Below are 26,055 nucleotides of genomic sequence, written 5' to 3' on the forward strand. Positions count from 1 at the left end.
TTATATGTTTCATTATTTACCTGAAGAGTCATTTTCAGAATTTGAGAGGCAAACTATTTCTCATGTTTTAATGGAACTCAAAGAGGCTATTATGAAAATCTATTACAATCAAAACAAATAGAATCATTTGTTATTTTCTTTATTCTGCATATTTGTCTAAGTATAGATTATAGTATATTCTTATTAATTTTTCTAACACGCCGAATCTCAAATGGTGCAAACCAGTCCCAATTTACACCTGCACCAAACTGATTTCCGGAATCAACCAGCCTGTAGTTGTAATCGTCATGACCATATATGTAATTGATAAAAAAACCTATTTCTCTTGCTTTTCGGAATGGGTATAGAGTGAACGAGGTAACACTTCTTAACCTTTCTACATGGTTATGTGCTTTATCTATTAAAACGAGCTCTTGCTTAAAGGCATACCGAAATCGACTTTTGTATGTATGGATAAATTCATAGCCAACAGTAAACCGGTTTCTTCCATAAATATTTATATCAAAGTCTGTATAACCACCGATGTCGATTAGCCCAAGAAGATTATTGTGAAATAATTCCCACCCTAGGATAACCGAGTGTACTTTATAGGGGATTGACAATTCTGTTTTTCTTCCTTTTCTCTGGTATAAGTTATTAAACCTGTAATTCAATGTAATTTTGGTTGTATTTGTTGAAAAATTAGCGTTTCGACGATTCAACAAAGCGGTTAAATCAGCATTTGGTCCCACTGAGCGCAAAAACTCTTCGCAGGCTTCGGATTCAGCCTCTTCGCCTACTAAAAAAGGACAACCAGATTGACCATTTGAATAATGTCCAGATTCAATTGCCCAAGCAAAAAAGTTATGACGAGGTGTCTTATAGAGTCTTTGCCAACCTAATAAAATTTTGTATGATGGCATTTTCACGGGAAAGGAATTTTCCGAATACATTCTTAAATGTGGTTGGAAAGAAAAGTAAACAGCATTACTCGGCTTACGCTTATATTTTTGCATAACCCGCATCATATTGTTATGGATACTATAGTTAACAACAGGTCTGGCTTCAAAAAGTATGTCTTCAAGTGATGTCATATTTGAAGCATACCCTATGCTTGGTTTGATATGTATTGGATAGTATTCTTTAAAGACGTTTTTATCGCCTGTAATGGAATCATTAACCTGTGCAAATAGTAATTGAGCTGTTAATAAAAAGACTAAGAGTATCTTATTCGATTTCATAATTCTTAATTACACTAATTATTACTCATCATCATCATCATCATCATCATCATCGTCATCATCATTTTTGCTCAGTTCTGGCCGAATTATGATTCCCATTAAGAAAGCAGCCGATGTGTCAGGAGCAAATGTTCCGTTTGTATATAATCCAATTGTCTTGCTGAAAGGCAACGTTAAATTAATGTCCAAAGTAGTTAACGAGCTTTTGTCTTCTTCAAAGACTTTGTTGTACAAATTGTCGTCAAACAAATACAAGGAAACACCAGTAGATAGAGAAAGAGCTCCTCCGTTTTTAAAACCATAAAGTTCCCACTCAAATCCAATATTTGATACAAACTGTGCGAAATTTACTGTCTCATTTTCTTCGCCGACATCTTCAAAACTTGTGTAACGTGCGCCGGCCCTAGCGAACCATCTCCACGCAGATTGAACTAAATTCTCATCATCTTGGAGTTCATCAAATTGATGCGTAAAACCAAGACCAACTGAGATACCATTAATTGACTGTGCTATTTTTTTTAAATCGTCTGCATTGTCACCACTTTCTTTAAATCTGAAATTTCCAATATTCCCAATTATCCCAAATTGATCTAAAGGTTTTCTTTTACCCCTTTTTTGCTGGACTTCTGCCCGCTTTTCTGAACGATCTTTTCCTTCACTCTCCAAATTCAATAGATTTATGGAAACTGCAGCATTTCCCACAAAAAAGTTATCATCAGAGTCGCCAATAAAATTGTACCCTACCTTAGCACCTACCCAGTAATTTAACATCGAAATACTACTTCCACCTCCTCCACCGGGATTAGTAGTACCTCCTAATTTAATAGTTGTCAAATTCTTATTTAGCAAATCGGCAACTTCAATTTTTTCTGTCACGTATCCAACATAAGAAATGATAAGCACGGAATCATCGGGAATGTCTGTTAGGGTAAAATTACCGTCAAAGTCAGTTTGAACTCCCTCGGTCTTTCCCTCGACAAGTACGCTTGCTCCAACAATTGGCAATTGGTCAGGTCCGACAACAGTGCCACTAAAATCAATATTGTTTTGTGCAAAAATGGATGTGGAAATAAATAATAATACAAAGGCTAGACTAAATTGTAGTTTTTTTTTCATGTTAGAATTATTATTGGTTATTGTAATAGACTGGTCGCTCAGTAAACTTATATTCCAAAAAACATGGGTTCAATACCCAATAATGGGTATTTGTGCGGGGGAAGTAAGTTGTAGGAAGTCAATAACTTGGAGTGCATACAATATAGAAAATGAGCGCAAAAACTCATTGTAGAAAAACCTTAGAAATTCTGGGGGTTTTCTGCTATTTCAGGTTGTTTTTGACAATTTTTATCAACAATTTAGGTTTTAAGTCATTCCACACCCATTCCCCTACCCTTGCGGTCAGTGTAAAAAGTGTTCCATTACCTTTTTAAAGAAGTTTTAGAGAAGAAATTTTTTAGGAAGCGTAGTGCAAACTTTCGCTTTAACCAAAGCTCAAGTTACATAACGCAAGAACATTATAGTACATTTTGTTTTACACGAAAGATGATGCACAGGCATTTTAGTTACAAACCTGTGTTCCTATAATCAGTTAATCAGTCGCTATGTCTCCTTTGCTGGGAAAAGTATTTATTTTCAAAAAAACCTAAAACCTTTTCCTGATAGCTTGAGCCTATTGGAAGTTCATGTTCTTCCATTTCCACATCATGTTTTGTATAGCCGGTTACATATACTGAGTTAACAATATAGGACCGATGTATTCTCAAAAAACTTTGGCCCAGTTTTTTTTGAAACACACCAATATTTTCCTTAATCCTTATTTCCGTATTCGTAATATGAATGTTAATATAATCCTTAAAGCTTTCAATATACCTTACCTCGTTTAGATCCACTTTGATTTTTCGGTGACCTTGGCTCACAAAAATAATTTCTCCTACCTTCTCCCCCTTTACTTTGTCCACAAAAATGGGTTCTCTTTTTTCCACTGCTTTAAAGAATTTCTGGACGGCCAAGAAAAAGCGTTCAAAAGTTATTGGTTTCAACAGATAATCCAAAGCACTTACCTCAAACCCTTCCAAGGCATATTCCCGATAAGCAGTAGTGAAGATAACTTGGGGTTTGTTGATCAGATTTTTAAAAAAATCAATCCCCTTCATCACTGGCATGTTAATATCCAAAAACAACAAATCTACATGTTGCTTGGCAAGTATGGAAGAAGCTTGCATGGCATCATTGCATCGGCCAACAATCTTTAGCTCAGGTATTCGGGAAACATGTTCTTCAATAAGCTCCTGTGCCAAAGGTTCATCGTCAATAATCAAACAAGTATAGGTCACAGACATAGCTCCAGTTCCGTTAAGTAGGTGTTAGATTTTTCTATAATGTTTAAACGATGCTTATTAGGGTACAATAGCTCCAATTGCTTCTTAACATTGGACAATCCCAAATTTCTACGCCCAGATGCCTCTACCGAAACTTTCGGTTTAGTGTTTCTCAATCTAAAAAATAAATTATCCTCTTTATTTTCTACTTGAATCTGAATTGTTGCAGTATCGACCTCCTGCGAAACTCCATGTTTAAATGCGTTTTCAACAAAAGTGAGGAACAAAAGAGGGGCAATTTCCTCATTTCCGGTGATGGATTCATCAAAAATGACATTTACTCTTTTGCCATACCGGATCTGTTCCAGCTCAATATATTTATTGATCAACAAAAGTTCATCCTTAAGCTGAACATATTTTTTATCACATCGGTACAGCATATAATCCAAGATGTGCGAAAGGTTCTCAATGACACGAACTGTTTTGTCCGATTTTTTTAACGCAAGCAAATACAGACTGTTCAAGGTATTGAACAAAAAATGTGGGTTCAATTGGTTCTTTAAAGCATATAACTCGGCCTCTCTCTTCTTTTCATGAAGCTCCAAAAGCTGTTGCCTTTCTCTATAAAATAAGACGGCCATTAAAATGACACAAGGATAGGCATAATACAAGGATTTTGAAAAGAACTGGTTGAAGTTAAAATAAATGCTCCTGAAGGTAGGGGCATCAAAACGTTTCAGGAATGTTTCATACGAAGAAGGATAGGTTGGCACCAGATATTCCACCAGGTACAATGTGCACAGGGCATGAATCAGGGCAAACAATAGTAAAACAGAAATTGAAAATACTACGTTCCCTCTTTTATTGAGGACTTTGGGCACAAGAAACCCAATAATGGCATAGGCCATCACCATCTGAAGTAAAGTTCGAAAACCATATACTTCTGCAAGTTCCCAAGTATCTGCATAATACCAGCTTGCACTTGCCGAAGAAAACACAAAAACACAACTCCAAAAAAGAAGGTGGAGCAATGCTTCCCGTTTTATGCTCATCGGTTTTATTCCAAAATCCATATCAATTGAAATTTAGCCAAAATAACCTTAATTATTAATGAAACGATGAAGTAGTGGACGAAAACAGGTTTCTGGCATACAAAGAGTTGTTTTTACCCTCCAAATATAAATTATCACTAAAAATTGGCTTTTGGTGGGCCATGAACAGTGCTTCATCCACGTTTAAAATTCTGCATGATTTCCTCAATTAGATTTGGCAAAAATCAAAAAAACATAATCGTGCGGAAAACTCTTTTTTATGCTTCCTTACTCATAGGAGGCACACTGTTTGGACAACTTAACGGTACTATCTCCGGGCAGGTCCTGGATCAAGGAAACAACCAACCTTTGGCTTTTGCAAGTGTAGTACTTAAAACGCAGGAGGAAGCTATAATTTCTGGAACCATTACTGATAACGAAGGAAAATTTAAACTCATCGAATTAGCTGCTGGTACATATGTATTGGAAATTGAGTTTATTGGTTTTGCATCAAAGAAAACCACAATTTCGATAAAAGGAGATGAAATTATAAATCTTCCTGTTCTTTATCTTTCTGAAAGTGCTGAACGCTTGGAGGGAGTCACCATAACCTCCCAAAAATCCACCATAGAGCAACGCTTGGACCGCAAAGTAGTGAACGTGGGCAAAGACTTGATATCACAGGGGCCATCTGCTATTGACCTGATGAACAATTTGCCCTCTGTGAATATTAATTCTGATGGGAACCTTTCGTTTCGCGGTAGCGAAAATGTACGGATTCTTGTAGATGGCAAACTGAGCAATTTAGAAAATCCAGCGGAAGTGCTACAACAGATTCCTTCCAATTCCATTAAAAAAATAGAGCTGATTACCAACCCTTCAGCAAAGTACAACCCGGATGGTCTAAATGGTATTATCAACATTGTATTGAAAAAAACTGCACAAGAAGGATGGAACATGGCTTTTAGTGCCAACTCCATAATTGCCCAAGAAGAACGCTATAGTAGTAGTCTGTCCCTCAATTTTAAACCCAAAAAAACCAACTACTATTTGGAATACAACAATGGTTTTGGAGACCAAATTATTGATGGGTTGCTTAACCGCTTTGATTTGAATTCCAATCAAATTACCAGGAGCGCCTACAACAGAAAATCCAATGTTATAAAGTTAGGAGTGGACTTTTATCCTTTCAAAAACACCATTTTTTCCGTTTTTACCAATCAAAATTTCTACAATTTAGAAATTGATGGTGATAAAAATGTGGTCTTTGAAGATGATGCCTCAATGAATTTTGCCCTAAATGATTTGCTCATACGTGACAACCATACCCAGACCTATAATGCAGATTATAAATGGCTGATTGATGGTGATGCTCATTTTCTGGAACTAGAAGCCAACTATGACCTTTTTAATGGCGATTTGACCAACGATTTTGATTTTAACGGAAACACTACTGTTCCTTCTTATATAGAAACCATTGATGATACCCGTTCAGTATTGACCATGAATCTAGATTACAGTTTACCATTGGGTGAAAAAGCAAAGCTTGAAATGGGAGGTGAAAGCCGTGTCAACCGAATCGAAAACGATTATTCTTCTACCAATGTTGAACTACAAAACTCGGTCTTTCAATACAACCGGGACATCTATTCTTCCTACCTGATTTATTCCACTGCATTAGGTAAATTCAATCTTAATCTGGGGTCACGTTTTGAATACTATCTCGTGGATGCATCTTTTAATCAAGGACAATCTTCCGTTCAGCTTTTTAATCAGGAACTTTTCAATGCGTTCCCTTCAGTTTTTGTGAGCTATAAACCTTCCGAAGAAAGTCCCCATCAATATCAGTTAAGCTATGGCCGCAGGATTGAACGTCCATCTTTTAGACAAGTAAACCCTATAAGACAAACCACTACACCGCAAGTTTTGGTGACTGGTAATTTTGAGTTGCGTCCGCAGTTCAGCAACAGTGTAGAGGCCAATTATTTATATCGATTTAATAAAGGGAGTATTAGCTCAAGTGTATTTTACAGAAGGGTTCAGGATGAAATCAACCGCATTGGCATATTTGACCAAGACGACCCCAACCTTTTACGATTGAGCTATGACAATTTTGACAGCAATGATGCTTACGGAATTGAAGTGGGCGGCAATCTTAGATTTGCCAACTGGTGGCGTACAAATGTCAATATGGAACTCTATACCAGACAGCAAAGAGGTAACATAGAAGGTGAAGAAGTCACTGTGCAAAACACATTGGCCAACCTTAAATGGAGCCACAATTTTATCTTAAGTAAGCATATTACGGCAGCACTATTTGGATTTTACAGCGGCAGACAAGAAATTCTACAATATGAGTTAAAACCCAATTATTATATGAATATGGGCCTACGATACAATTTTGCCAATGGAAAAGGAAGTCTAAGCATAAACGCCAATGATGTATTTGGTACCCAGCGCTTTGCCTTTGAAACTTATAGAACGGTTTTTCAAGAGGGGCAATTTTTGAGGGATACCCAACAAGTTTTCTTTGGACTCTCCTATCGTTTGGGAGGAAAACTTTCTTCGGTTTCCAGAAAAAAACGAAATAGCAACATTAAAAAGGACCGTTTTTTATAAACCTAAATAAAGGGTAGAGTAAACAAGGCGAAATAGCAAAACCTATCCTTTAGCAGTTGCTGAAGCCCTAATCAGGAAAGGCTATGCGGAGGTGTTTCATTAGATAATGTAAATGGTAATTAAAAAGTACAACTAACATTATCGAATGATTGTTAACTTAACAAAATAAAAATCATTATTGGAAAACTAGATTTCATATTGTTAAAGGATAACCTTTTCAGTGGTTCAGGCAAGTATCTAATCATTATATTGGTTTTTACCTGGTATTCATCCAGTAGTTTTGGCCAAAACAGTCCACCTGTGGATTCTCTCACGGGAAGCCCAAAAATTCACGGACAATCTTCCTTATTAAAAAAACTAGTGGTTCCTGGATTGCTTACTGGAACAGCTTTAGTATTTAATAACAGCAGTTTTGAAATGGAGCTTCAGCCTAAAGTAAACAGGAATCTTTCCACCAATATTGATGACTATATTCGGTTTGCCCCATTAGCTGGAATGTACATAGCAGATGGTTTGGGTATAAAAGCAGAAAACCATTGGTTTGACCAAACCAAAAATGCCGCCTTTTCACTTTTACTTACACAACTTATTACAACAAGCTTAAAGGTTAATATTGATAAAGAGCGCCCCAATGGTGCCAACAATGAAGCTTTTCCCTCCGGACATACTTCCTTGGCCTTTGCAAGTGCAACAATTCTTTATGAAGAGTTTAAAAATACTGAGCCTTTGCTGGCTTATTCCGGCTATGCATTTGCGTTGACCACCGCTTATCTACGCATGGCGAAAAACAAACATTGGTTCTCTGATGTAATATTGGGGTCGGCAGTGGGAATGGCAGTAACCAAACTGGTATACCATTTTGACTATCTCTTTACTTGGAACCCTTTTAAAAATTCGGAAAAACTGGTAATCGCGCCTAACTTTGATTATACTGGTGCCGGACTTTATTTGGCCATTAGGTTTTAAAGAGTTGATGACCCATATTTTTCCAAAATTTACTTATAGGACTTCTAGAACACTCCCACATTTCAGCATTGCATCACCATAATAAGGATTTCGAATCTCATTTTCTGTACTTAACCAAACAGCTCCTTTATTGTTGTTCGCCATTGGACATTGTTGCACATAAAACGTATTGCCCAACGAATCTAAGTTACTAGTTATGGCGACCATATTTTCGTTCAAGATTACAAAGTGTTAACAATTATTACTTTGTTTAACAGAGGTTTAAAACGAAGCCATGAGCAAATTTGGGGCGGATCGGATACCTGAGTAGGAATTGTACTTTTTATTTTATCATCTCTTTTTTGAGTTGTTTTGTGTACATTTTAAAATATCACTGGCATGGAAATTATAAATTGATTTACAGTAATTTATCCGATATCGAGATTTTGCATATTACACTTTTTAAATTGCCACTTACAAAATATCTCTTAGAAAACTAGTTGTATTATGGAGAATCAATAATCTCTACAAAAATTTCGGCTCGGTCTGTAAAATCAGTTAACCTATCTCTTTTTAGTCCGCTAGAGATACTTATTATTTTTCCATTCGCATCTTCAAAAACGATATGAGGATATCCAATTGTTGGTAAAGTTTCAATTTCTCCCGTAGTCCGATCTAGTATCACAGCCTCTTTTTTATGTAAGCTACCTTGTTCTATTGGCCATTCCGGATCATTGTTGCTTCCTAAAATTAAATTTCCATCTATACTGGTTCCTGAGGGGAAGTTAGGTTGTGTCAAAGTTTCGATCACGTCAAAAGTTTGAGTGGAATATAATTGTTTTTCAGTGGTATTAAGAATAAATTCACTAGTTTGATTATATAAGGTTTCATCTCTATAATCAGATGCATAACGTACATCAAGAACTTGTGGGTCACTTAATATTAAACCATTTTCATCTATAGCGTATAAAAGACTGGTAGAGGAATTGAAATGGCCTGCTATTACTTGGTTGTTGCCTATTGATATAACCTGAAAGCCAGAAGAGTTTCCATTTTCTATGGTATGTGGCTGCCTATCCAAGAAAACCAATCTATCGGTTTCTCTACGAAATGTAAAAACCTCGGAAGTATTGATAAACATAAACAAATCATCACCAAGAAAGGTGAAATCGTCAATAGAGTAAAATACGTTTTCATCAGTTAATGCAGATTTGAATTCAAGACTAAAAGCGTCATAAACATAGAGTTCATCACCTTGCTCAACAAGCAATTCTTTTCCAAAACTTGAGTTTATTAACTTCATATTCGCGCCAAACGAAGTTGTAGGTCTGTTATTGGAAACCGCCTCGGTTCTCTGTGTTTCATAATTAAATTTAAGGATGTTGGACGTTGGAGGTACTGCATTCAATTCGCGTCCATAAAAATAAATAATAGGTTCTTCCTTATCTATGGTTACGAACTCAATATTTAGCAAACCAAGCATTTCTTCTCTTATAAACTCTACTTCTTGACTGCTATTAGCGTAATCAGGACTCGTAAAACTTACTGTTCCAAAAATGTTTATTGTTTTTACGGCATATACTGGATTTGAAAAATATGGAGGAGTTTCATCTGTAAAAGTGACCACACTTTTATCTGTTATTTCCGCAAGTACTACTTCTTGGTCATCGAGGGTCCAACCAGGCTCCCTATTGTTAACGGTAATTAAGTAATGTGAGAAATACTCTCCTTTATAAGGCTCCCAATTAAGCATAATTTGACTGTCTTGTACCGTTGGAGGTGCTAAGTTTACAGTTGGCACCTTTAACGATTGTGGCGAGATTGATTGTTGCAGGCTTTCACCAAGCAGTTCATTATTAACATAAATTCTAATAAAGTAACATAGTTCTTCCCTTGGTGGAGGATTTATGTCAGTATATTGATTTTGGTCAGCATCAGTAATCGTAGCTATTAATTCCGCATTGTTTTTTGAGCAGTTTTCGCTTCGGAAGATTTCATACCTATTAAACATATTTGCACCGTTATATGCATCCCAATTAAAGCTAATTAAGTTTTCAAATTCGTCATCATAGTTTCTATTGAAGGTTTGTGAATAGAAATCTACATCAGTAGGTTCATATCTTCTTGCAAAAAGAATCAATACATCTAATTCACCATCCTGGTCAACATCAAATCTTGATTTAAATACCAATTCTTGTGAACCGAGCTTTGTGATTACTACATCGTCAGATTGACCGAAAGAATTACTTAGAGTAACAACTCCACCATCCAGACTCCAGTCAAGCCTGTCAATTTGTGGTCTACAATCACCACTTTGATATATATATTCACTATAGGTTCCATTTTCCGAATACACAAAAAAGTCTCTGTTACATTCAGAATAATTTGCAGGAACATCAGTCCGTTCCCCATCGAATTCAGCACTAAAGATTGACCAAATTCCTTTTAATTGACCCTCGGATGCTGAACTATCTGCACCACTGTAAAAATTATCAATATTTCCATGGTCTATATCGTTTTCTGAACAGCCAATAGTCAAAACTAGAATAACGTAGTAAAAGCGCTTTTTTAATTTTATTCGTTTCAAAATCCAAGTTGATTAATTCCTATAAAGGAACATCATTTTCTTGTAATAATTGTACAAAAAAGATGACACGTCGATTTTAACAGCTAACCATCCCTTTCCATACACATTAATCTCTACTATCTTCCTTCTTGCTGCAAAGGATTCACTTGCACAAGAATATAATCTGTAATTTTAATCTTCGATGTATGAAGCTTTTCAGTCAAAATAAAGGAAGATTTGATCTAAGGCCATTTTTTTTTACCGCGGTACTTTCATATGGCTGTACGGAACCGCTAGCTATTGATATCACAAACTCTGACAGTGTACTCGTAGTTGATGCTTCGATTACCGATGAACACAAATACCACGAGATTTTGCTGAGTAGATCCTCCCAATCTGACATCGAAGACCCGATTCCGGAACAATCTGCTCAACTAAAGATTGTGATGGAGGATCAACAAGAATTTTCCTTTTCTGAAGTGGAACCAGGGAAGTATGTTTCGGATATGGCTTTCGCTGCCCAAGCCAATAATCTATATGAGCTGAGGATTACTTCTTCTAATGGAAAAAGGTATCGCTCTAACTCTGTAGAGTTGCAACAGGAAACCCAAATCGATAGTGTTTACGCGGAGTTTACGCAAACGGACAGTGGTTTGCAAGGTATTGATATTAAGGTTGATAGTTTTGATCCAACAGGAAACTCCACGTATTTTAGGTACAAGTACACAGAGACATATAAAATAATAGCTCCAGAGTGGTACCCATGGGAATTGGTGGTTGTAAATGAAAACCCCTTGGCCATTTCAGATGAACTACATACCGAAGAGAAGAGGGTATGCTTTGCAACGGAAGCATCCAATAATATAATATTGACTAATACTAAAAATGCTACAGAAGATAGGGTAACCGGTTTTACCGTTAGGTTCTTGAGCAAGGATAATTTCATCATTTCCCATCGTTATAGCATATTGGTGAGTCAGTATGTATTGAGTAGGGAAGCCTATGAATTTTATGATAGACTAAAGGCTTTTTCAGAATTGGAAAGTATATTTTCTCAGGCCCAACCTGGATTTATAATTGGGAACATCTTTCCGGAAGATGATTCAAATGAAAGGGTCGTAGGTTTTTTTGAGGTATCATCGGTATCAAAGAAAAGAATATTTTTCAGCTATGAAGATTTTTTTCCAAATGAACCATTACCGCCCTTTATTGATGAATGTAAGAGGACACTGGTTTTGGACAAATCTGCCTTGGCCATAGCGGTTAGGGATCAATTAATAAGTCTTGCTGGCATACAGAATATTAGCCTTGGGGAGGTTCTCTACTACGTTCAACCAAGGCCTTGTGGAGATTGTACGGCTTTGGGCAGTAATGTTGTTCCAGGTTTCTGGGAAGAATAATTTCTAATTCGAACTTATGAAACTTTTCTACTAGGTGCTCTTAAATTCCACTGAGGCTCTATTTACCATTGAATAAATCTGCCATGTTTTGGTAATAGATTTTTTGTAGAACGGTTTTTGAAAGATTCAGCCCTACCGTCTTTTGATTTCTTATTTCCACAGAATCCGAACTGCTCAAATACGTCCATCTATCGCTGTATCCCTTATAGAGTTCGTCACGCTCTTTTTGAAGTTCATCGCTACTTAATACCTCTTGGGAGTTGTTGTTTCCGTAGTCCGTTCCGAACATAATCCTGTTTTGATATTTTTCAAAAAAAGCTCTAACCTTTTTTGAATCCTGACCTGCCAAATCACCAAATCTAGCCGCTGGCTCTACATACATATTCTCAAACTTGTCCAGGCGTTCAGCAATCATATCAACATCATGTGACATACTGCCCATATGGGCACACAATATCTTTAGACCGGGGTTGTTTGATATCCAGTTGTCCCTCGCAGAAATAATCGTCTCGTAAGTTGGAATTTCAGGATGCTGAAACGCATGGTACTGTGGGTTTTGGGTATAATAACCATAGTGAGGATTGTTAGGATCATCCAAGGGGCGCCAAGCCTGTACTGGTTCGCCAATATGTGCCATAACCGGTATCCCTTTTTCCTTCAGAAAATCCCAAATGGGCTGTAACCTCTTATCATCTATCTGTATAAACGTTCCACTGGCATCTTTGGTTACCATACCAAAATTCTTCCAAACCTTGACCATTTTGGCGCCTTGCTCAATTTCCTTGGTAAGACGTGCAATCTCCCTTTCTGCAAAATCAGAATCACTTATCCCTACTCCAATCAAAGAAGAACACAGCCAAAATAAATCTGGTCTGGCTTGGGCCAGTTCAACATATGTATCCCAACTTCTTCTAATCTCAGTGGAATCCTTAATAGCTACATCAACCAATACACCTTGCATATTCCATTCCTCAAAAAAGTCCTGCAGATAATCACGATCGTATTTATAATGTGCATGAACGTCTATTTTTTTTATTGATTTCTTATCGAGGATTACGGTTTCTTTTTTCTCCTGGTCATTACTCGATTTTTCCTTGCAGGAAACAATAAACACCACAGCAATTAGCAAATAGATACAATTCTTCATAGGATGGTTTTTATGGTTAGAAACTCATTTTGAGTTGCTGAAATTCACTACAGATTTACTGTCGACTTCCGTCTTCTACCTGCTACAATTCCATGCTCCAGGAATGCAACTTAAAGAATTACTGCCTTATTCCAACAATTTTGACTTTAATTCTTGTTTAAAAATAGTGAATGGTAATGAATATTGGGGAGATCCAATTTCCAGAAGAGTCATGAATATTTCCCTAATTGAAATGAGCATCAACTGCTTCAATTGTCTTTGAGGTTACCTCAATTAACAATTAGGACGGTTCACTTAAAATGTAACCATATAAAATGTGAAGTGCTAGTACGTTTGAACAGAAATTAAAAATAAAATTAAGATGAAAAATTTGAAGTACTTACCCATTATGATTGTTGCCATTGCCATGTCATTAACATCATGCAGCAAAGACGATTATGACGACCACGATTATCACTTAGAACATGTAAAAGTGGCAAGCGCAGAGCTTCCGGAGGAATTTAACTATGGAAGCACCTATCAAATTGATGTTACCATAGAATTACCAAACAGCTGTTATTCCTATTACAACCAATTTGACTACATTTATAAAGGAGCCGAAAGACTTATCTATCCCATAGCCCATATAGATGATGGAATTGCTTGTAACCCAAGCATTACAGAAACTGTTTTTTCAATCCCGATACAAGTTCTTCAACATGAACCTTATGTGTTTAAATTTTATCAAGGTGAAGACGAAGAAGGGAAAGATATGTTCTTAACCATTGAAGTTCCAGTAACCAATTAAAGGTTTAATACATTTTAAAAACGTTTCTTAATTCAATAAACATATATTGGTTTTTAAAGGTAGTTTAAGCTATTCCGTCCTTTAAAGGACTGAGTGGTTTAAACTACTTTTTTTTGGTTTATTTCATTTTAAAGAATAGGCGTTTTATGTACCAATATTGATTTTAGGCCGTGTTTTATACCTTGTTACATATCAAAAAGTATTTGTTACATATCAAAAAAACATTGGATAAGCTGCTTCATATTTTTGATGCACCAATGGTTTTCACTGCTAGTATGAACAAATCCTAAGGAAACTTCCCCCAAAAAAACAAGGTTAACATTAAATCTAAAGTCATGAAAACAGTACGTTTCAGTTTTTGGGTCATCCCTTTTATTATAATGTTTACAATTCTATCTTCCTGTTCAGCTGAAGATGGTGCGGTTGGCCCGGCAGGACCTCAGGGACCGCAAGGTGAACAAGGAGTACCTGGCACAGATGGCCAGGACGGGGTAGATGGACAAGACGCGAATTCAAGTGTGATTTCCTCTGGATGGTTTCAAATTGATACTTGGACCACAAACTTACCCGATTTTAAATTTGTCAGGATTCCTGATCTAATACTTACCGAGTCTCAAATTGAGAACAATGTGTTCTTGATGTACCGAAGGCATCAGCCATTCCCAACCAGTACGATCATAGAATTGTTGCCCTTGGTGCAACATGATGGCAGTGGGGCCATTGAACTTTTATATAAAAGCCCAATTCAAGGTAATGGTCTGTTTATTCAAATAGAGTCTTTTGGCCGCAACGTGTCGGACAACGAATATCTAGGTCCGGAAACGCAGTTTCGGTACATGATAATTGAACCTCCATCCACCGCAGATAAAAGAAACATCGTGGATTTCTCTAAAATGAGCTATCAAGAAATAGTTGAACACCTTGGAATTAATCCATAAACCAAAAAATAAAGCAACATGAAAAAATCTAGATTATTTAAATTCATGGGTCTATTGACATTTGTAATCATCTTCTTAGCCTGTAGTGCAGAGGATGGTGCAGATGGAGCCATTGGTCCACAAGGTGAGCAGGGTACACCAGGGATTGATGGACAAGATGGTACAGATGGGCAAGATGGAGCAGATGGAGAGGACGGCAACGCCAATGTGATCTTTTCCAATTGGATTGATGCGGATTGGAATGTGCAAGATGACCCTAGGGCAAAGTCAATGAACCTGTTAATTACGGAGATAGACAATATTGAACTTAGGAATAAAACCTTGGTGTTTGTGTATCTACAACAATGGGGAACTTCGAGTATTTATCCTATGCCCAACGCCGGTCGTTGGTCTAACACCTGGTATTCCTTCACGTTTGGAAACAACGGAGTAACATTGAACGGCATAACCGTAACTCTTATAAGCACCAACGGTGTTGATTTAACAGACTTACAATACTCTGGCTCCAGGGGGAACAGGTTCAGATATGTGTTGGTACCTGAAAGTGCTCAATCTAGCAAACTGGACTACTCCAACTACGAGGCGGTAAAAGCCTTTTATAACCTAATGGATTGACGTTATTTAAGCCTCAAAAAACAAAAAGCACAATATTGTTTTGTTTTTCTTCACTTTTTTTGAGTCCCATTGAGTATCGCATCATAGGCATAATCAAATATTGTTGTAAATTATAAGAACGAAAGAATGCTAACAGATAGAAATGTAAACAAAGGACAGTATGGAAAGACCATACTCCCAACTCTTTAATGTAAAATGGAACAAGGCCTCTATTCTGTCCTAGGGATTCTATGGCCAATGACCAAAGATTGCACAGATTTACTTATAAGAACAAAATTTTTATAGCAAAAAATAAATGAATCATGAACAGGAGCAGCATTCAAACTTTGATAATAATTGCCATGGGAGTTATGGTGAACTCTTTGCTGCTTGCCTGTGGAAGTGATGAAGGCAACCCTAATGAACCACCACCTTCATCGGCATGTGAAACTGGTTCCAATCCCAATGTGACCTTTACGGCTGCTTTTACAGATCTTGAAGATATCCAGCATATTGAGCCCTTGGGTGAACTCCAGGTATTCCATAATTTTTCTGCGCACACCTATGTATTTATTAAGCCTGAAGTTACTGAAGTGCCCATTTATGCTCCTGTTGATATGGATTTAGTCAATGTCACCTTTGACGGAACTGACTATCAACCCATGTTTAGGGCCAGTTGCGAGGTAGTGCTACGATTTGGTCATATAACAAATCCAGTTACCGCCATACGGGATTTGGTAGTAGGCCAAGGCATAAGTATGTTTGAAGGTCAGGCTCCTACCCTACTTAGTTTTTCGGCGGGAGAGTTAATAGGCACTACCTCAGGTACAGCACAAGCAAAAAGTTTTGACTTTGGGGTATACCATTCCGAACGTTCTCAGACATTTTTGAACAATGACCGATTTCACCCTGTGGAAACCTTCAGGCATTCCACTTGTCCGTATGATTATTTTACAGCCGACTTACGAAATCAAATGTATGATCTATTCGGACCCAAACCCCTAGCTCAACCATTAAATTGTAGAGGACCAAGAGGCAAGGCAGGGACCATTGCTGGGCCTTGGTTTGATACGGTAGAAGTATTTTCAACTCCCTATCATGGCCAAACTGAATTTTCGCCCTTGCTTGTGGCTACCACATTAAATGGAACCGTGAAAATTGTAAGAGGTACCGAAATCAACGTATATAGAACACTTTTGGGTGCGGCAACATATGCCGATCCTGAAGGGGTGACCACGGAACATTGTTACGAAGTTGAATCTGGAGGATATTTTTATTTTCAGTTACAGGCCGATGGCACATTGCGTGTTGAAAGGGAAACTTCAGGTACTTGTCCTTCGGAGTTTCCATCTACCGGGTATTTGACTTATTATCGGTAAGCTTTAAGCTTTGTAACCCTTTAACTAAATACCATTCATGTGTTTTTGTACCTTTTTATAATTCAACCTTAAGATGAAAAATACAGCTTTCATACTATTGTCTTTATTTAGCCTTTCTGTGACATGGAGCCAAGCTGGAAAAGAGATTGATTCTTTAAAACAATTGTTGATAAGAAATAACAGTGTGGAGGAGTCCATTGGATTAAATGAGGAGATTTTTGTGGCTTATCTCTATATTTCACCTGATTCCGCCAATCGGTACCGTAAAAACATCAAAGCGATTGCCGAAAAAAACAATCATACCGATGGCCAGTATTTGTACTATTCTTTGAGTGGTAGATATCAATTCGCAAAATCCGATATAGACAGTGCTTTTTACTACATCAACAAAGCCGCCAAAGTAGCTGAAAAGCTTCAAAACAAGTCCTATTTGGCAGACTGCTATAAGAAAATAGGGGTGATTTATAATATCCGAAGAAACGATTCACTATCAAAAAAATATGCTCAGTTGGCTTTGTTCAATGCAAAGCAAACCAATGACTGGAGAACACTTTCCTCCATATATATTTTGATAGGAAACCGACACTTTGAACGGACGGAATACCCAGAAGCACTTACGCATTATTTAAAACTGGATTCAATTTATACCTCTCAGGATGAGATGGATAAATCCTTGGCTGCGGCCTATACGAACATTGGGATGATATATTCCGAACTAAGAAATCCAGAAGCTGTAAACTATATTGAGAAGAGTATCAAGGTGTACAGGAAATTGGGTATGGAAGAGGGAGTATATTATGGTGAGGTGGCCCTGAGTACTTATTACGATTTACTGCAAGACCATGAAAAGGCCATAGAACACTCGTTGAAAGCTAAGGATTATTATGAGGCATATGGAGACCTACGCATTCTTGGAAATATTTATAGAAGATTGGGCAGTGTCTATTTGGAGGTAAATGATTTGGAAAATGCTGAATTCTACCTTTTAAAGGCTTCTAAGATTCCGGAAAGTTCCCAGCAAGGCATACACAGCGTTTCTAACCAGACCAACCTAGGAGATCTGTATTGGCATAAAAAACAATATGAGAAAGCCATCTTTTATTTTAAGAAAGCAGCGGAACAGATAAAAAATGGAGATCAAGACGATACAATGCCCATCCAACTGCTCAATGTTTATCGTGGACTATATGATGCATACAAAGACAGCAAAGATTACAGGAATGCAATGATAGCACTTGAAAGTCAAATGGAGTTGGAGGCTAGCATCCAAAAATCCCAAAACGAGTTGGAAGTTGAGGAACTCAACAAAAAATATCAGAACGATAAACAACTGCAAGAAATAGAACTGCTCACTTCAAAGTCCGAACTAGCTGCACAAAAAGCCACAAACCAAAATAATCTTTTGATTGGAGGCATCTCTATTTTGGGATTGGCCTTTGTCACTTTGTTTTTTCTTTTTAGAAACAAACAAAAAACGAATCAAAGACTAAAGGAGTTGGAGTCGGCAAAATCAAAGTTCTTTGCCAATATCTCCCACGAATTCAGAACACCCCTGACTCTGATATCAGGCCCTGTGGCTCATCAGTTATCTAGGAGTGACCTATCACCTGATGACAAAACAGATTTGGGACTGATACAACGAAATGCCAATCGGTTATTAAAACTTGTAAATCAAATTCTAGATCTTTCAAAAATTGAAGCTGGGCGGAGAAAATTGACAATAAAAAAAGGCAACATGGAACTTTTCCTGAAACATTTGGCAGAGCCTTTTGAATATCAGGCCACCCAAAAAGGCATGGTCTTCAAAGCTCAAATTGATATACCTGGCGGGGTATGGTTTGACCATGATGTAGTGGAAAAAATTGTCACCAATCTTTTGTCCAATGCGCTGAAATATAGTGTTGACTACGGGCATATTGGGTTTGAGGCAAGCTCAAAAAATCAAAATGCCATCTTAAGAATAGTAAATCAAAATGAGGAGTTGTCGGAAAAGGAATTATCACAATTATTTGATCGTTTTTTTCAAACCAATTCCCTAAACCAGGGATTTGGAATAGGTCTTTCCTTGGTGCAAGAGATGACCTCCCTGGCTCACGGAACAGTAAATGTCCAAAAACCTGATGAGCAAACCGTGGAGTTTGTTGTTACCTTACCTATTTCCAAACACGTCTTTTCCAAAGAGAATCTGATCATAGACGGCGTAGAACAGCAATTTGAGGACCGATCAAACCAGGAATGGCTGTTTGAAGCCAATGAGAGCGAGGAGGAATCAGCTAATTTTTCACATCCCGTTTTGCTGGTGGTGGATGATAACGAAGAGATTCGGTTATTCATCAAAACCCTGTTCAAAAAAGAATATCAAATACTTGAAGCGGAAAACGGCGAAAAAGGAGTGGATATGGCTCTAAAGACGGTACCCGATTTAATCATATCGGATATTATGATGCCGGTAAAAGATGGAATTTATTTGAGCAATACACTTAAAAAAGATGAACGAACCTCACATGTACCCATTGTTTTGTTGACTGCAAAATCAGGAGAGGAAAACGAATTGACAGGTTTAAAAACTGGAGCCGATGCCTATATGGTAAAGCCTTTCAAAGAAGAAAAATTAAGGGTAATCATTGATAAGCTGATAGCGACTAGAACCGCCATCCAAGAAAAATTTAGTAAGGAACCATTCCTAAAGACAAAAAATATTGAGCTTACCAGTATAGACAAAAGGTTGCTAAACAGAATTCAGCAAATATTGGATGTTGAATTGACCAATCCTGGATTCAATGCAAGATCTTTTTCCGACCAAATTGGATTGAGTCGCATGCACCTGCATCGCAAATTAAAAGCACTTACTGGACTTTCCACATCGGAATTTATAAGGGTTCAGCGGTTAAAACTGGCTGCTAAGCTATTACAAAAGGGGCATGACAATATATCCGAGGTCGGGTACGCCGTAGGGTTCAATCAACCAGCTTATTTTGCTACCACTTTTAAAAAACACTTTGGCTGCTCACCTTCCCAATATATGGAATCCAAGCAATAAGTCAGAATGAAAAGAAAATATGAAAACCACTATATAAATTGATGTAAGTGGAACTTTTCCAATCCAATACATTACAAAATGGTGTTTTGTACTTCGCAAATTGTTCAATACATCTTTATCGCATCAAATACTCGTTTATAATCCTCTAAATTTTCAAAAGAGTCAAGAACTTCCACGGAATCATTTTGCTCTATCCAACGCCTCAATTTGTCAGTTCCATTAATGACATCAATGGGGTTTTGTGTGTAATTATATTCATAAGGAGGTTCTTTCCATTTGAAATCATCCTCTAAAAAATGATACAGCTCTTTCATAATGAACTGCCCTGTACGCCACGGTTTAAACTTCACCCGGTCGGTCACATGGATTTGAACCCCTCCGCAGACAATGTTCCCATGTTTTTGAAAAGTGGGAAGAAAAGTTATGGGCCTCAGCACAAAACCCTCAAGTTTTGATGCCTTAATCTTGGAAACCATATGGTCTTTATAAAAGGAATAGGGTTCAATCTTGGGGTGACCTACAATTTCCAATGGTTGTGACGTGCCTCGTCCTTCACTTAAAAGTGTTCCTTCAAAAAAAACAGTTGCGGGAAAAGTAATGGTACTTTCAGGCCTTGCCAAATTTGGAGATGGTAAAACCCATGGCAACCCAGTATCTTCGAAGAACATTTCCCTGTTCCAATTCTGCATTTTTATGATTTCTAGATTGGTCTTTTCCGGGGCCCAACGTTCCTGGTGCATTAGACCTACTTCGCCAATGGTCATAGCATGTCGAATGGGAAGCGGATGCAATCCAACAAACGACTCAAATCCCGGCTCAACCAAATTACCTTCAATATCAATTCCGTTGATTGGATTTGGACGGTCCAAAACAATCACCTGAATATCTCTATCGGAGCATTTTTCCAACAAGAGGGTAAGTGTATAAATGTAGGTGTAGATTCTACACCCAACATCCTGTAGATCAACAAAAAAGTGGTCTATGCCCTCTAACATCTCATCCGTAGGAATACGTGTTTCCGAATACAGGGAATACACCGGTATATTAAAATATGGGTGTATCACATGATTGGTTTCCACCATATTGTCTTGCACATCCGTTGAAAAACCATGCTGAGGTCCAAATAATTTCACAAACCTAGCTCCAAACATTTCCTGAAATCGTATTGCCGCATGGGTATGGGTATGGTCAATGGACCCATTGTGGCATAACAAGGCCACATTTCCGTTATACTTCTGTTGAAGAATCTTATCCTTTACTATAACATCAAGGCCTGTGTAAACGTTCATTTTGCTCGTTTTTAAAGAATTTAAGGATAGTCGTTGGTTGTATAGGGACAGCCACGCCGCTGCCCCCATACAGAATTAAACTAACCAACTCAAATTTTTTATTAAATAGAAGGGTTTGCTGGAGTATTGGGATTGTTTTCCCTTTCTATTGTTGGGTATGGATAAAAGTTCCTGTTCCTCTGGTTGGTGGTATTTGCCTCCGTTGGAACCGCAAAATCTGGAAAAAACCGCTTGTTATCGCCCCATCTCAATCCGGTTAAGAACAGCTCAATTGACCTGTTTTTATAGATTTCATTCAGAATATCAGTTTGGCTTGCAGCATTGCCTGCCCATGCGGGCAAATTTGCATTTACCCCAAGAGGGTCGTCACTCTTTTGCCGCACCAAATTTATCTGTGTTACCGCATTGTCCAACTGATTCTGTCTTGCATAAGCCTCTGCCTTGTTCAGCATCATTTCTCCTGGAAGATAAATAGGAACAGGGGTAGTATTCGTGGCTGCAAAACCAAGCATTTCACTAATAGCCTGGCCTCCGGCATCTGCATTGGCAAACCCGGCATCAGCTCCCAAATAAAAAGCAATTCGTCCATCTGCCACCTCGGGAATAAAAGCTCCTAGCAAACCAAAATTGGTCTGTGGCTTTAAATCTGTTGAATTGACTGTCCTGTTCCATATAGGGTTTTGATTGTTTGCATCATAAATCCACATGGAATTGGTCGCATCGCTGTCATTCAGAACAGCATCCGCGGCAGTAATTGATTCCGCATAATTGCCTGCCCATAGTTGATACCTGGACAAGAATGCATTTATGGTCTTTGGTAAACTTAAATCCGCCCATAATACCGTTGATTGGAATTCATCAGACATTGGAGTTCCAGCAAGTGCATCTCGTGCTCCTTCCAAAAGCGCTATGCATTCAGCCAACACTGCGGCCCTATCGCTAAACGGAGCTTCTCCATCTGCGGAATTGTTAATGGGTACTTGTTCAAACATCTGAATCATGGACCCCAAACACATGGCCTTAAACAGATTTCCGTAAGCCAAAAGCCCGCTACGTGTACCCGCAGTGAGTTCTACTGTGTTGGCTCCTTCAATTAATGATTCAGCCATTCCTTTTGCCCGAAGAAGATTGACCCATGGGTTGGTAATACCCCCACTTTCAGGAGGTAGTTCTGCCCCACCTTTGGCCAATTCATTAATATTTAAAAAAGTATTGGTCACTCCAAGCTCCCTTGTTGTTATTCCTGGTGCTTCAACTACCTGTCTCAATGCAGTTACCGAATAATATTGTCTTATTCCCGTAGCCAAAGCAAAGAGCCCGTCCTTTGTTTTTAAAACAACTTCCTCGGTAGGGTTATTTGGATTTTCAAACTCTGTTTCACATCCTGTAAACAAACCAGTTACAAGAAGAAAAACACCTACTATGCTATATATTTTTATATTTTTCATCTTTTCAATTTTTTAATTAGAATGTAGCCGTTATACCTAACTTAATTACAGCCGGTATGGGAATCAGCCCCATAATACCACCCCTTGATCCATTGCTTTGGGCATCAATGTTTACTTCTGGGTCATAACTTGAAAAATTGTCTATGGAAAATAAATTACGTCCGGTCAAAAAGAACTTGAAACTATCGACCCCTTTAAGCGGTTCTCGTAACAAATAGCCTAATGATATCTCGCGAAGCTTGATATAAGACCCATCTTCAATATAGGATTCCGCAATGCCAAAATTTGCACTACCAGTTCCTCTAACTTCATCTCCCCTAAGCTCGCTGGCAGTTGCAGGACCACCACCAAAACGATAGAACATTCGTTGGTCCCAGCTCAAAATATCAACACCTTGAACCGCATCCAATTGCATTCTAAATGAAAAGTCCTTGTATTTTAACTCGTTAATCAAAGAAGCAATGAAATCTGGGTTAGGGTCACCTATAACCTTGCTCAAGTTGGCACCACTAGGCTGCCCTGAGCCGTCCCTTTCTGGAACTGGGTTTCCATCGGCATCAAAAGACCCCTTTTCTCTTTGCGGAAGTCCACCTGGAGTCAAGAGTAAACTTCCATCCGGGTTTCTAGCATAAAAACCTTGGTAAAACACACCTAAAGGTTGACCATTTTTGGCAACGGAGAATCCAAAATTCCCTATTCCAAACTGTTCCCCTGCAATATCATTCACCTCGTTTCTATTGGATGAATAGGTTCCTGTAACGGACCAACTAAAATTATTGGTTTGAATTGGAGTGGCAGTAATCATTGCCTCAAACCCTTTATTGGTCATCGTTCCAATATTCTCGACCCTAGATCCAGCGCCTGTGCTTGGTGATAAGGTCCTTGCCAACAACAAATCTTCAATGTCCTGTGAATAATACGTGAGCTCAATACCCAACCTGTTATCAAACAGGGCCATATCCACACCAAATTCCAGTTCCGTTTGCCTTTCAGGCTTCAAATCTGGATTCCCAAGTCGGGTTGGAGCTATCAAACCCGAATTTCCATCTATACTTGTAGCTATATAATTGGACAATCGGTCAAAAGGCCCAATAGCTGTAAGATTCCCTGCTTGCCCCCATGCGGCCCTAAGCTTAAAACTATTGAACACATTCCCTAGGCTATTTTTCCAGAAATCTTCTTCGGAAATCAAGTATGATGTACTTGCTTTTGGATAGAATTGATTTCTTTCGTCCTTGCCAAATACCGAGGATCCATCCAATCGAATTGCACCTGTGAGGAAAAGTTTATTGTCCAAACCAAATGTTTGTTGTAAAAATCCACCCCAAAACGTTCTCTCGCTTCTATTTTCATTTGTAGTAATTGAAGCCGCTCCATCTGTAGTTCTCACACCTAGAGCCAATCCCGTACCCGAAATTGACCGTAATATGTTTTCATCTGCCTGCCATGAAAAACCTGCTGTCGTAGTAGATTTTAAGTTATCATTGAGCATTTTATCAAAAGAAGCGTTCAAATCACTATTGAACAACTTGGTGCTTATGGTGGTGGTACTTGCACTACCCAATGGTACCGTTGTGGTTCCAATAGGAACATATCTGGTCCCTCTTGATTCCGCGTTGTCGTACCCCAACGTATAATTTATTTTAAGATCATTGGTCGGAGACAGGTTTATCTGTAGATCACTGATGGTCCTGTTATTATTCTGTTGAAAGTCAAATGTTTCTATATACTCCAGAATGTTCGGATAAAAGGTCATTTGCGGATAGTTGCCATTTTCATCCGGAGCTGGGTCAATTTTGTTGTTCGTGAACAAAATGGTTTGTAAAACCCCAAATCCATAACCTCCATTGGGAACATCATTGCTATGACTTGTGGAAAAGTACATTCCAGCAGAGGCAGATGCCCAATCATTAAATTTCTGATTGATTCTTATTCGCCCTCCTTTTCGTTCGTAATCCGTGGATTTCATGATTCCTTCATTCTTCAAATAAGAGAGTGAAGCAAAATAATCCGTGTTTTCCGTTCCTCCGGATATCGAAACATAGTTATCCGTTCCTGCGGAATTCTGAAAAACCATATCCTGATAATCATACCGGGTAACTGGCTCCGTATCCAGCACAGTAATATCAGAGGAGGTCCAATCAAGGGGCTCTTGATTAAAATCACGTTTTTTTCTCAGGAAATTAAAATTCACGCTGGAGGATACCGTAATCACAGGCTTTCCCGACCGTCCTTTTTTAGTGAAAATCTGCACTACCCCATTGCTTGCACGTGATCCATATATTGCGGCCGCTGCGGCTCCTTTAATCACCTCTACCCTATCAATATCCTGTGGGTTAATGTCTGACAACCTATTTTGAACCACACTTGTCACATCCAATACGTTGGTGGAGTTGTTATTCACAATTACACCATCAATTATATATAGTGGATCAGAGCTTCCATTAACGGTACTGGCGCTTCTCAGCCTAACACTTATACCTGCAGCAGGATCACCTGAATTTTGGGATACCTGAATCCCTGCCAACTTACCTGAGAGTGCACCAGTGACATCAACCGCTCCTGACTCGGAGATTTCAGACCCGGTAACACTTGATATCGTGTTTCCTATTTGTTTTTTTGCCGTCAAAGCTCCTACACCGGTTACCACAACCTGGTCCAATCCCAAAATATCGGTGGCCATGGTAACATTGTTTACAGCCGTTGTTTGGGAGCCAAGTGCTATGGTTACTTCTTGTGTAGTAAAACCAAGCGACCTAAAAACTAGAACATAGTCCCCAGCCTCTAGTGTTGTCTGCAACATGTAATTACCTTCAAAATCGGTAATCACCCCTTGATTGGTGCCTTTTATCTGAACGGTTACTCCGGGAAGGGGATCTCCAATCTCATCGGTGACTTTTCCAGAAATACTATAAGATTCTTGTATTTTATTTTCTTCCAATGGCACTTTTTCATAAGGTGTATTCGCTTTATTCAACGTCAATACAATCTGGCGGTCAATTATTTTATAATTGATACTACCGTTGGGAAAAAGTCTTTTAAGAACCTTTTGTATTTCTTGTTTTTTTACATGAATGCTAACTTTTCGTTCCAAATCCAATTCTTCTTTACTATAGAAGAATTTAAATTCTGTTTTGGATTCTATCTCCTCAATGATTTTGGATATGGAGGCATCATTTATGCTTAGATCAATCTTGATTTTTTGCGCATACCCAGGTTCCGCTTTTAGCTGAAAAAGGGCCACCATGAAAAACAAGAGTGAGAATTTCATTTTTAAATCAAATTTTGGAAAGGTGCGGGAACACCTCGCCAGTGAGTTCATTAGTTTTTTCAT

The 26,055-nt window shown here is 38.2% G+C and carries 18 protein-coding genes; 8 read left to right on the forward strand and 10 right to left on the reverse strand.

Annotation, left to right across the window (positions count from 1 at the left end; genetic code table 11):
• Positions 1 to 167: 167 nt before the first annotated feature.
• The 4 genes from ACOQO1_RS04860 to ACOQO1_RS04875 form a co-directional block, all read right to left on the reverse strand.
• Positions 168 to 1,220, reverse strand: a complete 1,053-nt coding sequence (locus ACOQO1_RS04860; protein WP_420601736.1) for a hypothetical protein — start codon at positions 1,218 to 1,220, stop codon at positions 168 to 170.
• A 21-nt stretch (positions 1,221 to 1,241) separates the two neighbouring features.
• Positions 1,242 to 2,336, reverse strand: coding sequence for a carboxypeptidase-like regulatory domain-containing protein (locus ACOQO1_RS04865; protein WP_420601737.1), 1,095 nt, complete (start codon positions 2,334 to 2,336; stop codon positions 1,242 to 1,244).
• Between the two features lie 476 nt (positions 2,337 to 2,812).
• Positions 2,813 to 3,559 carry a LytR/AlgR family response regulator transcription factor gene (locus ACOQO1_RS04870; protein WP_420601738.1) on the reverse strand — a complete coding sequence of 249 codons (747 nt, stop codon included), beginning with the start codon at positions 3,557 to 3,559 and terminating at the stop codon, positions 2,813 to 2,815.
• Positions 3,550 to 4,611 carry a sensor histidine kinase gene (locus tag ACOQO1_RS04875; protein ID WP_420601739.1) on the reverse strand — a complete coding sequence of 354 codons (1,062 nt, stop codon included), beginning with the start codon at positions 4,609 to 4,611 and terminating at the stop codon, positions 3,550 to 3,552. Before ACOQO1_RS04875 ends, ACOQO1_RS04870 begins: the two co-directional genes overlap by 10 nt.
• A 219-nt stretch (positions 4,612 to 4,830) precedes the next feature.
• Here ACOQO1_RS04875 and ACOQO1_RS04880 point away from each other — a divergent pair, with 219 nt between their 5' ends.
• Together ACOQO1_RS04880 and ACOQO1_RS04885 are read left to right on the forward strand one after the other, a co-directional pair.
• Positions 4,831 to 7,188 (forward strand): TonB-dependent receptor domain-containing protein, encoded by a 2,358-nt coding sequence (locus ACOQO1_RS04880; protein WP_420601740.1) that lies wholly within the window; start codon positions 4,831 to 4,833, stop codon positions 7,186 to 7,188.
• Between the two features lie 300 nt (positions 7,189 to 7,488).
• Positions 7,489 to 8,154 (forward strand): phosphatase PAP2 family protein, encoded by a 666-nt coding sequence (locus ACOQO1_RS04885; protein WP_420601741.1) that lies wholly within the window; start codon positions 7,489 to 7,491, stop codon positions 8,152 to 8,154.
• A gap of 33 nt (positions 8,155 to 8,187) precedes the next feature.
• Here ACOQO1_RS04885 and ACOQO1_RS04890 read toward each other — a convergent pair whose 3' ends face one another.
• Positions 8,188 to 8,361, reverse strand: coding sequence for a hypothetical protein (locus ACOQO1_RS04890; protein WP_420601742.1), 174 nt, complete (start codon positions 8,359 to 8,361; stop codon positions 8,188 to 8,190).
• A gap of 277 nt (positions 8,362 to 8,638) precedes the next feature.
• Positions 8,639 to 10,720, reverse strand: coding sequence for a lipocalin family protein (locus ACOQO1_RS04895; RefSeq protein ID WP_420601743.1), 2,082 nt, complete (start codon positions 10,718 to 10,720; stop codon positions 8,639 to 8,641).
• A gap of 185 nt (positions 10,721 to 10,905) precedes the next feature.
• Between ACOQO1_RS04895 and ACOQO1_RS04900 the strand changes: the two genes are divergently transcribed.
• On the forward strand, positions 10,906 to 12,099 hold the full coding sequence (locus tag ACOQO1_RS04900) for a DUF4249 domain-containing protein (RefSeq protein WP_420601744.1): 1,194 nt from the start codon (positions 10,906 to 10,908) through the stop codon (positions 12,097 to 12,099).
• Between the two features lie 58 nt (positions 12,100 to 12,157).
• Here the strand turns inward: ACOQO1_RS04900 and ACOQO1_RS04905 are convergent, their stop codons facing one another.
• Positions 12,158 to 13,246 carry an amidohydrolase family protein gene (locus ACOQO1_RS04905; protein WP_420601745.1) on the reverse strand — a complete coding sequence of 363 codons (1,089 nt, stop codon included), beginning with the start codon at positions 13,244 to 13,246 and terminating at the stop codon, positions 12,158 to 12,160.
• A 361-nt stretch (positions 13,247 to 13,607) separates the two neighbouring features.
• On the opposite strand from ACOQO1_RS04905, the gene ACOQO1_RS04910 reads away from it, so the two are divergent.
• The 5 genes from ACOQO1_RS04910 (at position 13,608) to ACOQO1_RS04930 (ending at position 19,984) form a co-directional block, all read left to right on the forward strand.
• Entirely contained in the window at positions 13,608 to 14,033 is a 426-nt protein-coding gene (locus tag ACOQO1_RS04910; RefSeq protein WP_420601746.1) for a hypothetical protein, read from the forward strand.
• 335 nt (positions 14,034 to 14,368) lie between these two features.
• Entirely contained in the window at positions 14,369 to 14,971 is a 603-nt protein-coding gene (locus ACOQO1_RS04915; protein WP_420601747.1) for a hypothetical protein, read from the forward strand.
• Positions 14,972 to 14,989: 18 nt separating this feature from the next.
• Entirely contained in the window at positions 14,990 to 15,586 is a 597-nt protein-coding gene (locus tag ACOQO1_RS04920; protein ID WP_420601748.1) for a hypothetical protein, read from the forward strand.
• Positions 15,587 to 15,888: 302 nt separating this feature from the next.
• Entirely contained in the window at positions 15,889 to 16,944 is a 1,056-nt protein-coding gene (locus ACOQO1_RS04925) for a hypothetical protein (RefSeq protein WP_420601749.1), read from the forward strand.
• A gap of 73 nt (positions 16,945 to 17,017) precedes the next feature.
• Positions 17,018 to 19,984: a response regulator gene (locus ACOQO1_RS04930; RefSeq protein WP_420601750.1), complete on the forward strand. Its 2,967-nt coding sequence runs from the start codon at positions 17,018 to 17,020 to the stop codon at positions 19,982 to 19,984.
• A 104-nt stretch (positions 19,985 to 20,088) separates the two neighbouring features.
• Here the strand turns inward: ACOQO1_RS04930 and ACOQO1_RS04935 are convergent, their stop codons facing one another.
• From ACOQO1_RS04935 to ACOQO1_RS04945, 3 genes are all read right to left on the reverse strand, one after another.
• Positions 20,089 to 21,273, reverse strand: coding sequence for an exo-beta-N-acetylmuramidase NamZ domain-containing protein (locus ACOQO1_RS04935; protein WP_420601751.1), 1,185 nt, complete (start codon positions 21,271 to 21,273; stop codon positions 20,089 to 20,091).
• 101 nt (positions 21,274 to 21,374) lie between these two features.
• On the reverse strand, positions 21,375 to 22,721 hold the full coding sequence (locus tag ACOQO1_RS04940) for a RagB/SusD family nutrient uptake outer membrane protein (protein WP_420601752.1): 1,347 nt from the start codon (positions 22,719 to 22,721) through the stop codon (positions 21,375 to 21,377).
• A 16-nt stretch (positions 22,722 to 22,737) separates the two neighbouring features.
• On the reverse strand, positions 22,738 to 25,992 hold the full coding sequence (locus ACOQO1_RS04945; protein WP_420601753.1) for a SusC/RagA family TonB-linked outer membrane protein: 3,255 nt from the start codon (positions 25,990 to 25,992) through the stop codon (positions 22,738 to 22,740).
• Between the last annotated feature and the right edge of the window lie 63 nt (positions 25,993 to 26,055).

The organism is Flagellimonas sp. (assembly GCF_965222555.1).
Classification (GTDB): Bacteria; Bacteroidota; Bacteroidia; order Flavobacteriales; family Flavobacteriaceae; genus Flagellimonas.

Coding starts and splice junctions, on each gene's coding strand:
- ACOQO1_RS04860 (WP_420601736.1), bottom strand. CDS start 1,220: ATGAAATCGAATAAGATACTCTTAGTCTTTTTATTAACAGCTCAATTA.
- ACOQO1_RS04865 (WP_420601737.1), bottom strand. CDS start 2,336: ATGAAAAAAAAACTACAATTTAGTCTAGCCTTTGTATTATTATTTATT.
- ACOQO1_RS04870 (WP_420601738.1), bottom strand. CDS start 3,559: ATGTCTGTGACCTATACTTGTTTGATTATTGACGATGAACCTTTGGCA.
- ACOQO1_RS04875 (WP_420601739.1), bottom strand. CDS start 4,611: ATGGATTTTGGAATAAAACCGATGAGCATAAAACGGGAAGCATTGCTC.
- ACOQO1_RS04890 (WP_420601742.1), bottom strand. CDS start 8,361: ATGGTCGCCATAACTAGTAACTTAGATTCGTTGGGCAATACGTTTTAT.
- ACOQO1_RS04900 (WP_420601744.1), top strand. CDS start 10,906: ATGAAGCTTTTCAGTCAAAATAAAGGAAGATTTGATCTAAGGCCATTT.
- ACOQO1_RS04905 (WP_420601745.1), bottom strand. CDS start 13,246: ATGAAGAATTGTATCTATTTGCTAATTGCTGTGGTGTTTATTGTTTCC.
- ACOQO1_RS04910 (WP_420601746.1), top strand. CDS start 13,608: ATGAAAAATTTGAAGTACTTACCCATTATGATTGTTGCCATTGCCATG.
- ACOQO1_RS04915 (WP_420601747.1), top strand. CDS start 14,369: ATGAAAACAGTACGTTTCAGTTTTTGGGTCATCCCTTTTATTATAATG.
- ACOQO1_RS04920 (WP_420601748.1), top strand. CDS start 14,990: ATGAAAAAATCTAGATTATTTAAATTCATGGGTCTATTGACATTTGTA.
- ACOQO1_RS04925 (WP_420601749.1), top strand. CDS start 15,889: ATGAACAGGAGCAGCATTCAAACTTTGATAATAATTGCCATGGGAGTT.
- ACOQO1_RS04930 (WP_420601750.1), top strand. CDS start 17,018: ATGAAAAATACAGCTTTCATACTATTGTCTTTATTTAGCCTTTCTGTG.
- ACOQO1_RS04935 (WP_420601751.1), bottom strand. CDS start 21,273: ATGAACGTTTACACAGGCCTTGATGTTATAGTAAAGGATAAGATTCTT.
- ACOQO1_RS04940 (WP_420601752.1), bottom strand. CDS start 22,721: ATGAAAAATATAAAAATATATAGCATAGTAGGTGTTTTTCTTCTTGTA.
- ACOQO1_RS04945 (WP_420601753.1), bottom strand. CDS start 25,992: ATGAAATTCTCACTCTTGTTTTTCATGGTGGCCCTTTTTCAGCTAAAA.